The sequence below is a fragment of the Pelosinus fermentans JBW45 genome, assembly GCF_000271665.2.
Lineage (GTDB): Bacteria > Bacillota > Negativicutes > DSM-13327 > DSM-13327 > Pelosinus > Pelosinus baikalensis.
This window is the reverse complement of the sequence record NZ_CP010978.1, coordinates 3,037,199-3,050,394: the sequence shown is the minus strand read 5'-3', so window position 1 is coordinate 3,050,394 and position 13,196 is coordinate 3,037,199. Positions and strand designations below refer to the sequence as shown.

12 protein-coding genes are annotated in these 13,196 nt (G+C 37.9%); 11 read left to right on the top strand and 1 reads right to left on the bottom strand.

What is annotated here, in order from left to right; genetic code table 11:
• Positions 1-325 precede the first annotated feature (325 nt).
• The 6 genes from JBW_RS13450 to JBW_RS13425 all read left to right on the top strand — a co-directional run bounded on the left by JBW_RS13450 (position 326) and on the right by JBW_RS13425 (position 8,999).
• Positions 326-1,825: an amino acid permease gene (locus JBW_RS13450; RefSeq protein WP_007955419.1), complete on the top strand. Its 1,500-nt coding sequence runs from the start codon at positions 326-328 to the stop codon at positions 1,823-1,825.
• A 72-nt stretch (positions 1,826-1,897) separates the two neighbouring features.
• Complete coding sequence (gene ablA / locus JBW_RS13445) at positions 1,898-3,178, top strand: lysine 2,3-aminomutase (RefSeq protein WP_007955410.1); 1,281 nt, start codon at positions 1,898-1,900, stop codon at positions 3,176-3,178.
• A gap of 31 nt (positions 3,179-3,209) precedes the next feature.
• Positions 3,210-3,860, top strand: coding sequence for a CoA transferase subunit A (locus tag JBW_RS13440; protein ID WP_007955403.1), 651 nt, complete (start codon positions 3,210-3,212; stop codon positions 3,858-3,860).
• A 4-nt stretch (positions 3,861-3,864) separates the two neighbouring features.
• Positions 3,865-4,524, top strand: a complete 660-nt coding sequence (locus tag JBW_RS13435) for a 3-oxoacid CoA-transferase subunit B (protein ID WP_007955401.1) — start codon at positions 3,865-3,867, stop codon at positions 4,522-4,524.
• A gap of 231 nt (positions 4,525-4,755) precedes the next feature.
• Entirely contained in the window at positions 4,756-6,849 is a 2,094-nt protein-coding gene (locus JBW_RS13430) for a glutamine synthetase III (RefSeq protein WP_007955399.1), read from the top strand.
• Between the two features lie 248 nt (positions 6,850-7,097).
• Entirely contained in the window at positions 7,098-8,999 is a 1,902-nt protein-coding gene (locus tag JBW_RS13425) for a glutamine synthetase (RefSeq protein WP_007955397.1), read from the top strand.
• 74 nt (positions 9,000-9,073) lie between these two features.
• On the opposite strand, the gene tpx is transcribed toward JBW_RS13425, so the two are convergent.
• Positions 9,074-9,586 (bottom strand): thiol peroxidase, encoded by a 513-nt coding sequence (tpx, locus tag JBW_RS13420; protein ID WP_007955390.1) that lies wholly within the window; start codon positions 9,584-9,586, stop codon positions 9,074-9,076.
• A 213-nt stretch (positions 9,587-9,799) separates the two neighbouring features.
• On the opposite strand from tpx, the gene JBW_RS13415 reads away from it, so the two are divergent.
• The 5 genes from JBW_RS13415 to JBW_RS13405 all read left to right on the top strand — a co-directional run bounded on the left by JBW_RS13415 (position 9,800) and on the right by JBW_RS13405 (position 13,057).
• Positions 9,800-10,297, top strand: a complete 498-nt coding sequence (locus tag JBW_RS13415; protein ID WP_007955389.1) for a ferritin family protein — start codon at positions 9,800-9,802, stop codon at positions 10,295-10,297.
• Between the two features lie 157 nt (positions 10,298-10,454).
• Entirely contained in the window at positions 10,455-10,607 is a 153-nt protein-coding gene (locus JBW_RS25375) for a hypothetical protein (RefSeq protein ID WP_007955387.1), read from the top strand.
• Between the two features lie 33 nt (positions 10,608-10,640).
• Positions 10,641-10,775 (top strand): DUF2970 domain-containing protein, encoded by a 135-nt coding sequence (locus JBW_RS24445; protein ID WP_007935321.1) that lies wholly within the window; start codon positions 10,641-10,643, stop codon positions 10,773-10,775.
• A gap of 166 nt (positions 10,776-10,941) precedes the next feature.
• Positions 10,942-12,171 (top strand): Zn-dependent hydrolase, encoded by a 1,230-nt coding sequence (locus JBW_RS13410; RefSeq protein WP_007955386.1) that lies wholly within the window; start codon positions 10,942-10,944, stop codon positions 12,169-12,171.
• Positions 12,172-12,328: 157 nt separating this feature from the next.
• On the top strand, positions 12,329-13,057 hold the full coding sequence (locus tag JBW_RS13405; RefSeq protein ID WP_007955383.1) for a 3D domain-containing protein: 729 nt from the start codon (positions 12,329-12,331) through the stop codon (positions 13,055-13,057).
• The last annotated feature ends 139 nt before the right edge of the window (positions 13,058-13,196 follow it).

Genomic DNA, 13,196 nt, shown 5'->3' with positions numbered 1-13,196 from the left:
CATAAAAATTTAGTAGTTACAATACTGCTGAATTTTTGTGGCTTCTGCTCATTTTTCGGCGGTTTGCCGAAATTTCAGCAAATATAAAATAGGTTGTAAAGTGTAATAGTATCGCTCATCGTTGTCATTCTAGTGCCGAAGATTAGTCATATTAAGAAAAAACTTGGTATTCATCCATAATAGATAAGCGAATATTGTTGATACTGCTGCTGTTGGCATGGTTATTGCAATTCTTATAATAAAAATTAAAGTTCTGTCTGACTGGCACCACGGTCAAATAATTAATTAAAAATTCCAAATATTCATTAAAAAAGGAGTGAATTTCATGAATGCCGACCTGGAAACAGGGAAAATCCAAAGCCTTAGGGAGGAGACAGGTGTTGGAGGCAAAGAGGAATTAAAGCGAAGTTTAAAAGCCCGTCACATGAATATGATAGCACTTGGTGGTGCTATCGGCACGGGGTTATTCTTGGCAAGTGGTGCATCAGTCAGTACTGCAGGTCCGGGTGGCGCGCTGGTAGCTTATGGCGTCATTGGGATTATGGTTTATTTTCTAATGACTAGTTTAGGAGAAATGGCAACCTACTTACCCGTTCCAGGATCTTTCGGAACCTATGCAGCAAGGTTTGTTGATCCGGCTTTAGGTTTTGCAATCGGTTGGAACTATTGGTTAAACTGGGCAACCTGTATTGCAGTAGAATTAGTAGCAGGTGCCATCATAATGAAATTTTGGCTCCCTGATATTCCTGGATATTACTGGAGTGGACTCTTTTTGGTAATTTTATTTGCTCTTAATTACTTATCAACAAGAGCATATGGTGAAAGTGAATATTGGTTTGCAGGTGCTAAGGTAATAACCGTTATCATCTTTTTAGTGGTAGGCACATTGATGATTTTAGGGATTGGTGGAGGGGCTTCGCCAGGGTTCTCTAATTGGCAAATCCAAGAAGCACCTTTTGTTGGTGGATTTAGCGCAATATTGGCGATCTTCATGATTGCTGGTTTTTCTTTCCAAGGCACTGAACTGGTTGGCATTGCTGCTGGCGAAAGTGAAAATCCTGAAAGAGATGTACCAAAAGCAATTAATACGGTATTCTGGCGCATTCTCCTATTTTATATTGGTGCTTTAATTATTATTGGTTTTATCCTACCCTATACGGATGAAAATTTATTAAAAGGTGATGTGGAAAATGTTGCTGTCAGTCCCTTTACTCTAGTATTCAGCCGTGCTGGATTTGCGGCAGCAGCATCCCTAATGAATGCAATCATACTCACATCCGTGCTATCTTGTGCGAATTCAGGATTATATGCCTCAACTCGTATGCTGTATGCTATGGCAAAAGAAGGCAAAGCTCCTCGGATTTTTGGCAAAGTCAATAAACGCGGTGTTCCAACTAATTCTCTTTATGCTACTTCTGCTATTGGATTTTTAGCCTTTCTTTCCTCGTTAGTTGGGGAAGGTACTGCTTATACATGGCTGCTTAACATTACAGGAATGATTGGTTTCATTGCTTGGCTAGGTATTGCCATTAGCCACTATCGTTTCCGTCAAGCATTTATCCGGCAAGGACTTGATTTATCTCAACTTAAATATAAAGCAAAATGGTTCCCCTTTGGACCTCTATTTGCGATGGTACTTTGCGGCATCGTAATCATTGGACAAAATTATAATGCCTTTTTAGGCGGAGAAGTAGACTGGTATGGACTAGCCGTGTCCTATGTGGGTATTCCTATTTTCTTAGCAACGTATCTAGGGTATAAGTTTTCTAAAAAAACGAAAGTAATCGCTTTGGAAAAAGTAGACTTGAGCAAGAATCTAGTTTGATACAGATCTGATTCCATTAAGAGTGAGTTTATAGAAAAAGAATGGAGTCAATTGGCGAAGGGAGTTTATAAAATGCGTGATTATCATGATATTCCTTTGTGGACCAATGTAACAGAAGAAGAATGGCAAGATTGGCGATGGCAAGTAGCGAATCGCATTACTTCACTCTCCATGCTAAAGCAGGTTATTCCATTAGTTCAAAAAGAAGAAGAAGGAATTTTAAGTTGCCTGCAAAGTCTAAGAATGGCGATCACCCCCTATTATGCAACGCTAATTGATGTTGAAAATTTGAATTGTCCTGTGCGTAAACAAGCAATTCCAACAGCAACGGAACTACAGTTTGGGCAATTTGATATGGCTGACCCTTTGCACGAAGATCAGGATTCACCTGTTACAGGACTTACTCATCGATATCCTGACCGAGTACTGTTTTTAGTCACGGATCAATGTTCTATGTATTGCCGTCATTGCACCAGAAGGCGGATTGCCGGAGTTTGTGATCAAGCACGTACGAAACAACAAATTGACAACTGTATTCAATATATAAGAGAAACGCCAGTAGTCAGAGATGTTATTTTATCTGGCGGTGATGCTTTTCTAATTAGCGATGAACTAATTGAATACATTCTGAAAGAATTACGGCAAATAAAGCACGTAGAAATTATCCGTTTTGGCACTCGTACACCTGTAGTTTTGCCGCAAAGAATTACTCCTGCCTTATGCACAATTCTAAAAAAATACCATCCAATTTATGTGAATGTCCATTTTAATCATCCTAAAGAAATAACAGAGGCTGCCAGTATGGCTTGTGCTTCTTTAGCTGATGCTGGAATACCTCTTGGCAATCAAGCGGTTCTCTTAAAGGGGGTTAACGATTGCCCAGAATTAATAAAAAAACTGATGCAGCAATTATTAAAGATAAGAGTAAAACCTTATTATATTTATCAATGTGATATGTCACAAGGCATACAGCATTTTAGAACACCCATTAGTTCGGGAATTCAGGCGATTGAATATTTAAGAGGGCATACTTCAGGATTAGCCGTTCCTACTTACGTTGTTGATGCGCCAGGAGGTGGTGGCAAGATCCCGGTTATGCCTCAATATTTAGTTTCTCAAAATGCTAGTAAAACCGTATTGCGAAATTATGAAGGCGTGTTTACAACCTATACAGAGCCTAAGCATTATGTAGATCCGGAAGCACCTTGTGAAGTGTGCGGCGGTTATCATCATGATACAACAGTAGGCTTAGCAGGAATGTTAAGCGGTGATAAAGCATTATCATCGATTTCATCAGTAGGAAGAAAGAACGATGCAAAAGAGGCGAATTCTGCGTTATTGATTATGAAATGATGGATGGCTTATTGGAGGTGGAAGGTGATCTATGGTAAAGATTTGTACTGCAAACGAAGCTGTGAAGGATATTTCTGAAGGAATGTGTATTATGATTGGTGGGTTTTTAGGTGTTGGAACGCCTGATGGGTTAGTGCAGGCGTTGGTAGAGAAAGGCACGAAAAATTTAACGGTCATAACAAATGATAGTGCTTATCCAGGAGTCGGTGTAGGTAAACTGCAAGATAGTAAGCAAATGTCTACATTATATACATCGTATATTGGTGGGCATCCTGAGAGTGGCAGATGTATGGAAGAGGGGGCGTTGAAAATTGTCTTAACTCCTCAAGGAACTCTTGCGGAACAAATTCGTGCTGGCGGTTCCGGTCTAGGGGGAGTATTGACTCCTACAGGGGTTGGGACAGTAGTAGAAGAAGGAAAATCCAAAATCGTGGTAGCAGATAAAACCTATTTGCTGGAAGAGCCTTTAAAAGCAGATTTTGCCCTATTAAAAGCATATAAAGCTGATTGTCATGGAAATTTGATTTACCGTTTTTCGGCTAGAAATTTCAATCCCTTAATGGCTATGGCTGCTAAGAATGTCATTGTTGAAGTGGAAGAAGTCGTAGCGGCAGGAGCAATTGAACCTGATAACGTGATAACTCCAGGAATTTTTGTCGATCTTTTGGTCAAAGGGAGGTAGCTTTATGGCTCAAATGGATAAACGCGTTCGTATCGCTAAACGGGTGGCTGAAGAATTGCATGATGGCGATGTCGTTAATTTGGGTATTGGCATGCCTACTCTAGTAGCAAATTATCTATCTCACGGAGTTTCTATTGTTTTACACTCTGAAAACGGATTCTTGGGAATTGGACCGGAGCCACAATCGGAATTGGCAGATAAGGATCTCGTGAATGCTGGAGGAAAACCAGTGACGATTCAAGAGAATGGATGTTGTTTTGATAGTGCCATGTCATTTGCTATTATTCGAGGCGGTCATGTTGATACCACCGTACTAGGGGCTTTAGAAGTAGATGAACAAGGTAATTTAGCCAATTGGATGGTTCCGGGAAAAAGAATTTCAGGCATGGGTGGAGCCATGGACTTAGTTGTAGGTGCCAAAAAAATCATCATTGCCATGGAACATAATAATAAAGATGGAACTGCCAAAATTGTAAAGCAGTGTTCTTTACCTCTCACAGCTCAGGCTGAAGTTGATTTAATTATTACTGATATGGCGGTTATTGCCGTTCAGAAAGATGGATTACATTTAATTGAAATTGCCGAAGGCACTACATTAGAGGAAGTAGTTGCTGCAACAGGTGCCCAATTAATTTTTTCTGAAGACAATATTCGTATTTTTTAAAGATGACGATATTATAGCTAGACAAAAAACATTTTTGTGCTATAATATTAATATAAATGAAAATTATGAGTCAATGATGACTCCTACCACTGAACAAGTGGAGGGGTCTGTTTTTTTTGTAGCAATTGTGTTGCTGCATTAAAAAAAATATCCAATCTGTCATCTTTTTTAGCAAGTTTTATTTAGAATAAACAGTAATGCGATATGAAAAATTGAGAGGGGTTTTTGTAGATGAGCAACTTAGGTCAAATTTTCGGTTCAAACGTATTTAATGATGCAGTTATGAAGGAGTGTCTTCCTAAAGCCACATATAAAGCTTTAAGGAAGACAATTGAAGAGGGACTTCCTTTAGATCCAGTAGTGGCAGATGTAGTAGCTAATGCGATGAAAGACTGGGCTCTTGAAAAAGGTGCAACCCATTTCACTCATTGGTTCCAACCAATGACAGGTATTACTGCTGAAAAACATGATGCGTTTATATCGCCAACTTCTGATGGTAAAGCGATCATGGAGTTTTCGGGCAAAGAATTAATTAAGGGAGAACCAGATGCTTCTTCATTCCCATCCGGTGGTCTTAGAGCTACTTTTGAAGCCAGAGGATATACTGCATGGGATTGTACATCACCTGCATTTGTAAAAGACGATTCATTATGTATACCAACAGCCTTTTGCTCTTATACTGGAGAGGCTTTAGATAAAAAGACTCCGTTATTGCGTTCAATGGAAGCGTTAGGTAAGCAAGCATTACGTGTATTAAGAGCTCTTGGAAATACAACAACGAATAGAGTTATTACAACTGTTGGACCAGAGCAAGAATACTTTATTATTGATAAGAAAACATATGAACAAAGAAAAGACTTAATATTTACAGGAAGAACACTTTTTGGTGCGAAACCTCCAAAGGGACAAGAATTAGAGGATCATTATTTCGGTTCAATTAAAGAAAAGATATCTGCCTATATGAAGGAATTAGATGAAGAGCTTTGGAAACTTGGAATTGCAGCCAAGTCTAAACATAACGAAGTTGCTCCTGCGCAACATGAACTAGCTCCAATATTTACTACTACAAATATAGCAACAGATCACAATCAGCTTACTATGGATATAATGAAGAAGGTTGCTTTACGACATGATCTTGTATGTTTATTGCATGAAAAGCCATTTGCTGGCATTAATGGTTCTGGTAAACATAATAACTGGTCTATGGGAACCGATGATGGAGTGAATTTATTGGAGCCAGGTCGTACTCCTCATGATAATCAGCAATTTCTTGTATTCTTATGCTCTGTTATAAAGGCTGTTGATGTATATGCGGATTTATTAAGAGTATCAGCTGCAAATCCAGGAAATGATCATAGACTAGGTGCGAATGAAGCTCCTCCAGCTATCATATCAATATTCTTAGGAGAGCAATTACAAGATATTCTAGAACAGATTGAAAATGGTGGTGCCACAAGCTCTAAAAATGGTGGTAATATGGAAATTGGTGTTACTACGCTGCCGCCGTTACCGAAAGATGCAACAGACAGAAACAGAACTTCTCCGTTTGCGTTTACTGGCAATAAGTTTGAATTTAGAATGTGTCCATCTTCAGCTTCCATCGCTGAACCCAATATAACCTTAAATACGATTGTGGCGGAAGTGCTAAATGAAGTTGCGGATCGATTAGAAAATGCTACAGATGCAAAGGCCGAAGTAAAAACAATTATTACTGAATATGTTACCAATCATAAAAGAGTGGTATTTAACGGCAATGGATATTCAGATGAATGGGTTGTTGAAGCTGAAAAGAGAGGACTTTTAAACTTAAGAACTACAGTAGAATCCATTAAGGCTCTTATTTCTGAAAAGAACATAGCAGTCATGGAAAAACATGCTGTATTGAGTAAGGTAGAAATGGAGTCCCGTTATGAAATCGCTCTTGAAAATTATATCAAAACGATTAACGTTGAAGCTTTAACAATGATAGAAATGGCTAAGAGACAAATACTTCCTTCTGTTATCAAGTTCGCCACAAACCTTGCGGTTTCAATAAATACAATTAAAGCTACAGGTGTAGCAGCGGATTTAACAGCTCAAACTGAATTGCTAACAGAAGTATCTTCGTTGACAGCATCATTAAAGAAAAATATTGCTGTTCTTGAAGAAACTGTAGAGAAGGCTACTAATGCTCATGGAGACACTTATGATCAAGCTTCATTATTCCGATTTGATGTATTTGAAAAAATGGCAGTACTACGCGAAGTTGTTGATACACTTGAAACTCTGGTAGATAAAGATGTATGGCCAATGCCAACTTACGGTGATCTGTTATTCAATATATAATCTAATAAATTAAAAGCCTGGCTTACACTGCCAGGCTTTTTTTTGTGGCGTTCAGGATCTGGGCGTTTGCTTGTTAATGTAAATCTTATATAAAAAAATCATCAGTATAATCTTTGTAATTTTTACTATTAATAGTATAATAGATTAAATAAAGAAAAGTTTTCAATAAGGAGGATATAATTACTTTAGAAACTATCATGGGTATAACAAAGTACAATTATATTTATAATATTTAAGAGGTGATTGAAATGGTAAATGAATTGCTTTATGTAATTCCAGCTGGGAAATATGGTAAGAATGAGTTGATTGAATTATTAAAAGAACATTCCGAAATTAAATTTGTTTCCTTAGTAGGTATTGATCTTGCAGGTAACGATACTGATGAAAAGATTCCTATGGAATTATTCCTTAAAGATATGGATGATTTCTTCCAAGGCAGTGCAGTGCAAACAGATGGTTCATCAGTAGTACTTACAGGAATTGCTACGTTGAATAATGCTAAAGTAGATATGCCTGCTGATTCCAGTGTAAATTGGTTTGTTGATTATAATTATAATTACATTGATGAAGCAAAGGGGAAGCCAGTTGGTACCCTTCGTATTCCGGCGTTCCTTGTTCACAATGGTTTACGTGTTGATTCTCGTGCGATTTTGGCTGATAGTCTCAGTTACATAAAAAGCGAGCTGATTAGTTTATTCAAAAAATATCCTAAAGTAGCTGGTCTTGAGCATATCAATGGTGAAGAAATTGAGGATATTATTTTTACTTCCGGTACTGAACTTGAGTTCTGGGTAAAGACCCCTGTTGATAAAGCTGAGGTTGCTGAACTCTCCGCATCCCAAACCATGCAAGAACAATATTGGCAGCGTACCCGTGGTTCAGTGCGTACAGCGTTAGAGCAAACCATTGTAATGTTAGACAACTACGGTTTAAAAACCGAAATGGGTCATAAAGAAGTTGGTGGTATTAAAGCCACCATTGATGAAGCTGGTAATTTGACTCATGTTTGCGAGCAGTTGGAAATTGACTGGCGTTTTGCTGATGCCCTGCAAGCTGCGGACAATGAGCTGCAAGCTCGTATTGTAGTAAAAGAAGTATTTAGAGCCAATGGTCTTGAGGTTACTTTTAAAGCAAAACCAATTATTGGTGTTGCTGGTAATGGTGAACATACGCATGTAGGTTTTGCTGCGAAAATGAAATCAGGAAAACTCGTTAATCTTTTTGCTCCTACCAATATGAAAGAAGACTTTATGAGTGCTGTTGGTTATGGCTCTCTTATGGGATTATTAAAAAATTATGAAGCAATTAACCCGTTTATTACTGCTACTAATGATGCCTTGAATCGTTTAAAACCAGGTTTTGAAGCACCGGTTTGCATTGTAACTTCTCTTGGACATACTCCGGAGATACCATCCCGTAATCGGACAATTCTTGCTGGACTTGTGCGGGATGTTAACAATCCATTAGCGACTCGTTTTGAAGTTCGTGCAGCTAATCCATATACGAATACGTATGTTGCGTTATCAGCAATCTATTTGAGTATGCTTGATGGTGTTAAGGCTATTGTTTCATCTGGCAAGAATACAAAAGAAATATTAGCTGAATTATCGAAAGAAGCAGGAACTTCTGGTTTTTATCTTGAAACAGATCGCGCTTATCGCAGTGAGCATGATGTATTTGAAGATTATGAAGAAGATGAGCGGAATCGCTTATTTGGTAAACCTCCAGCAACTGTTTGGGAAAATATGGAGAACTTAAAGAAGTTTCCTGCGAAAACAGAAGTTATTAAAGCTGGAAATATTCTTCGTCAAGAAATTTTGGATGCTTTCGTAGCAGGTGCATTAATTCGCTGGTCAACGGAATTATTGAAGAGAATTATTCCTGAAAACCTTGCTATCGTAAAGGCAGCTAAGTCATTGCATGATGCTGACAGTGCTGTAGACTATGATCTATATTTATGGGATAAGGTAAATTCTTTGCGCGTGGAATTGGCTAAAGATACTGTTGCACAAAAATCCATTTTTACGCGAGTAAATGATGCTGTAGCAGCAGGTGATTATGATACTGTATCGGCTCTTCAGATTGAAATGTATGGTAAAGTAGAAGAGCTGAAAATTGCATATGCAAAATACAAACGCAATATCATCTAATCGTGTAATGTCTTTCTTTATATCAAAAATTCCCTTATCTTTTAGATAAGGGAATTTTTTGATGAGTTTGGATATTATAAGTATTGTTTTACAACAGCCATTACTTTATCATAATCGGGCTGGTCACCAATATTAGCAACATATTCTACGTGGCGTATAATGTCATCTTTATCAATCACAACAGTTCCACGAGATAAAAGGCGTAATTCTTCAATAACAAATCCATATTTTAGTCCAAAATCAAGCTCCCTATGGTCAGACAGAGTTTTAATGGTAGCAATACCTTGAGCTGCGCAATATTTCTTTAAGGCAAAAGGTAAGTCGACGCTGATGGATAACACTGTTAAGCCATCAATTTTCGCAGCCTCTTCATTGAACCAGCGAGTTTGTATATCGCAAACGGATGTATCAATGGAAGGTACAACACTAATAACTCGGACCTGACCTTTTGTATCCTTAAGTGATAGAGAGGATAAATCAGGATTTAGCACCGTAAAATCCGGAGCTTTATCACCAATTTTAATTTCTGTTCCTATTAGTGTGACTGGATTACCACCAAATTTTACAACATCATTACGTTTAGTCATTTGGGATGCCTCCTTGTAAATGTAAGTTATAATTATATGGTAACATGTGTCAGGTAAAATGTAAACGATAATTATTATTAAATAACTTTTAAATTTTTATAATTGTCATACGAGAAGAAGCTGGTATTTCTTGTAGTTTTGCAGGAATTTTTTTTATATTGTGGAAATAATGAACTTAGGATAAGCTGTATTTTTATTTAGGGGGGTAACGAAATGGACGTAAAATTATTTAGTGATCTAGAAGGATTACGAATTGCGATGGCAATAGAAGAAAGAGGGCGTGATTTCTACCAACAAGCGTTTGAAAGGGCAACAGAAGATGCTCATAAGGATTTATTCTGTCTATTGAAAAACGAAGAAATTATTCATTTTGAAACATTTACAAAAATTTTTGCTAAGGTAAACGAGAATAAAGAGGCGGCTTCTGATGAATATTTATTTGATGCAGAAACTTCCCGGTACCTGACTGTACTAGCAGATGGACATATCTTTCCAACCTCTGAAAATGCTGAAGTTAAAATTGCAGAAGTTACCACGATTCCAGAGATTTTGCAAATGGCTATTCAGGCAGAAAAAGATTCTATTTTATTTTATGATGAATTAGCGAGCAAATCCAAATTTGAGGATGCTAGAAAAATCTTTACAACATTAAAAGCTGAAGAGCAAACTCATGTTGTTAAATTACGCAAGATATTAGATTCATTAGCTTAATAGCAATACGAAAATAAAATCGCGGATTATAGTCCGCGATTTTTATTTTAGCAGGAAATAGTCTGAATATAGGGAATTATATTTATCATACGCTTAGGATTTAACAATTTTGCATGTTTCTTCATATTATGTAATAAAATATGAAGGAGGGCTTAGTATGTACAAAAAGCGAGAGTGCAAGGTGCAAAATGAGGTACAGATTATATGCCCCTATTGTGGATTGATGATTGAATTGCCAATGTGTAAAGCCGTAAATAGTGAAGAGATCACTTGTAAGCATTGTCAAAAAAAATTTAAATTCAAGATGTAAGTCAGAAATAAAATTATATAAGGGGGTTAAGTGATGGCTAAAGGAATGGGAAAGCGTGCTCATCATCGGCAGGATATGAGGAAACTAAATAAAACCGCCCTTACAATTGGTGGTATATTGGGGGCTGCAAGCTTGTTGGCTGTTATCATTTCTCTCTTATATAATTAAGTGAGGTGCGCTCAAGCACTTCATTTCAAAGGCGAAGTAGACATTTACCCATGGAAAATATCTTTATTAAGCAGGAAAATACCTTCGATATAGCTAATTTAGAAAGAGTCTAATACTTGTTTATTATGAACAAAAAGCTGAGAGACTTCAAAAAGGGGCGATGCTAATGGACAGAAATAAAGAATGGGTAATGAATGAAATAGAGAAGATTGCCCATTTTGGTAAAGGGCCACGGGGCATAACGCGCTTAGCCTTTACGGAAACCGCTGTAGAGGCACAGAAGTATGTAATCAGTTTGATGGAGCAGGTTGGTCTTAAGATCAGAATGGATCAGATTGGGAATATAATTGGACGACTAGAAGGTAGGGATGATTCACTGCCGGCTGTGATTACAGGATCACATTTAGATACCGTACCAGAGGGTGGAAAATACGACGGCGTAACTGGTGTGATTGGTGGTTTAGTAGCTATCAGTCGTTTAAAAGATAAAGGGGGACTAACCCATCCTCTAGAATTAGTTATATTTGCTTGTGAAGAATCAAGTCGTTTTGGCTTTGCTACAGTAGGCAGCAAAGCTATGGTTGGTTTAGCAAATGTTTCTGAATGGAGCAAAGCCAAAGATCAATCGGGATTAAGCTTTGCAGAGGCAATAGCGCAAAACCATCTCGATATAGAGCGTATTGGCGAGGCTTCAAGGCAGGCGGAGGAAATAAAAGCCTTTGTTGAACTTCATATTGAGCAAGGACGAGTTTTAGAAAAGGAACAAAAAACGATTGGTATTGTGGAAGCAATTGCTGCTCCAACACGACTTAAAATTAGAGTAGAAGGGTTGGCTGCTCATTCCGGTTCTACCCCTATGGAAGAAAGACGAGATGCATTAGTCAGCGCGTCTATGATTGTACTGGCAATACACGAAATTGGCGCAGAACAATCAAAATACGGTACAGTAGCTACCGTAGGGATGCTCAACGTACACCCTGGGTCTATTAATGTGATTCCTGGCGTGGTAGAAATGTGGGTAGATATTCGTGGTGTCAATCATGAAAGTATTATTGAATGTTTGCAGGATATTAAGGATGCCATTAGTACCATCGCAGAAGGGCAGGAAATAGGGGTTTCTATTATGTTGCTGTCTGCAGAAAAGCCAGTAAACATGAATAAAGATATTATAAGTCTTATTAAGAAAGTATGTTTGGAAAAGAAGGTGCCTCATCAAGTTATACATAGTCGAGCTGGGCATGATGCGATGAATCTATCGCACCTGGCACCTGCTGGAATGATTTTTGTTCCGTCGCAAAATGGCGTTAGCCACAATGGCGAAGAGCATACTGCAATCGATGAAATCATGTCCGGAATTGATGTGCTGACCGAAACCTTATTTCAACTAGCAAAGTAAAGGTATTAAAAGTAGAATAAAGTTAGAAAAGAAGCGGTTTATATGCCGCTTCTTTTTTATTAGGTAGTAATTACCGTTACTAATTATGTAAACTGTATGGTAAAATGACATATAGATAGGATTTACCCATGTATGCATTTTCGAAAGGGGATTACAAATGAAAAAAATAATTGCGAGTATTGCAGCAGTTGTGGTAGTTCAGTTTTTTTCTCCCATAGTGCCTGCCCATGCCGCATCATTAAATGACCAATTGGCGCAAATCGCAGCACAGCAGGCCAATGTCGATCGAATACAACAATTATTAGTATTGAAAAATCAATGGGAACAAGGCAATAAGCAACAGGTAATTGAGACGTTGGCGAAAACTGCTGTAAATCAGTCTAACCAAATCAACACTGGCAGTAATCTATTAGAACAAGTTAACGTAAATCAAACGGTTCAAAATGCATTGCGTGAGCAAATGGGGCAACGGATTATAAGCAAAGTAGCTCCTTATGAAAAAGAATTAACAGCGATTGCTACATTCTTTAATAATCAGATTATAGCTCCTAAAGCTGTTAGTGAAAGCGATTCGTTAACAGCGGCTCCGCAGGATTATAAAAAGGTTCTAAATATGACAGCAACAGCGTATGCACCAGGGACATTAGACAATGGTAAATGGGATACTAAGACTTATGTAGGAAGCAAGGTGCGCTCAGGAGTAGCAGCTGTAGATCCACGGGTAATTCCCATGGGAACGAAATTATGGATTGAAGGTTATGGTGAAGCTGTCGCAGAAGATCAAGGAAGTGCCATTAAAGGAAATCGTATCGATTTAGTCTTCAATGATCGTCAAGATGCTCTTGATTATGGTATTCAAAAAGTAAAAGTATATGTGCTAAATTAATAAAAAAACAGCTCTAGTTTGTGACCTGCGAAGGTTACACAAGCTAGAGCTGTTTTTTATAGAAGGTATAAGAGTTACAGCCCGTTTATCATTAGGCAGAGACGTTATCTTAGTAATGTTGGCAGTAAAATCTTTGGTA

Excerpts from the sequence above, each read along its gene's own strand:
- JBW_RS13440 (WP_007955403.1), top strand. The coding sequence starts at position 3,210 with ATGGTAAAGATTTGTACTGCAAACGAAGCTGTGAAGGATATTTCTGAA.
- JBW_RS25375 (WP_007955387.1), top strand. The coding sequence starts at position 10,455 with ATGTACAAAAAGCGAGAGTGCAAGGTGCAAAATGAGGTACAGATTATA.
- ablA (WP_007955410.1), top strand. The coding sequence starts at position 1,898 with ATGCGTGATTATCATGATATTCCTTTGTGGACCAATGTAACAGAAGAA.
- JBW_RS13410 (WP_007955386.1), top strand. The coding sequence starts at position 10,942 with ATGGACAGAAATAAAGAATGGGTAATGAATGAAATAGAGAAGATTGCC.
- JBW_RS13405 (WP_007955383.1), top strand. The coding sequence starts at position 12,329 with ATGAAAAAAATAATTGCGAGTATTGCAGCAGTTGTGGTAGTTCAGTTT.
- tpx (WP_007955390.1), bottom strand. The coding sequence starts at position 9,586 with ATGACTAAACGTAATGATGTTGTAAAATTTGGTGGTAATCCAGTCACA.
- JBW_RS13435 (WP_007955401.1), top strand. The coding sequence starts at position 3,865 with ATGGCTCAAATGGATAAACGCGTTCGTATCGCTAAACGGGTGGCTGAA.
- JBW_RS13430 (WP_007955399.1), top strand. The coding sequence starts at position 4,756 with ATGAGCAACTTAGGTCAAATTTTCGGTTCAAACGTATTTAATGATGCA.
- JBW_RS13450 (WP_007955419.1), top strand. The coding sequence starts at position 326 with ATGAATGCCGACCTGGAAACAGGGAAAATCCAAAGCCTTAGGGAGGAG.
- JBW_RS24445 (WP_007935321.1), top strand. The coding sequence starts at position 10,641 with ATGGCTAAAGGAATGGGAAAGCGTGCTCATCATCGGCAGGATATGAGG.
- JBW_RS13425 (WP_007955397.1), top strand. The coding sequence starts at position 7,098 with ATGGTAAATGAATTGCTTTATGTAATTCCAGCTGGGAAATATGGTAAG.
- JBW_RS13415 (WP_007955389.1), top strand. The coding sequence starts at position 9,800 with ATGGACGTAAAATTATTTAGTGATCTAGAAGGATTACGAATTGCGATG.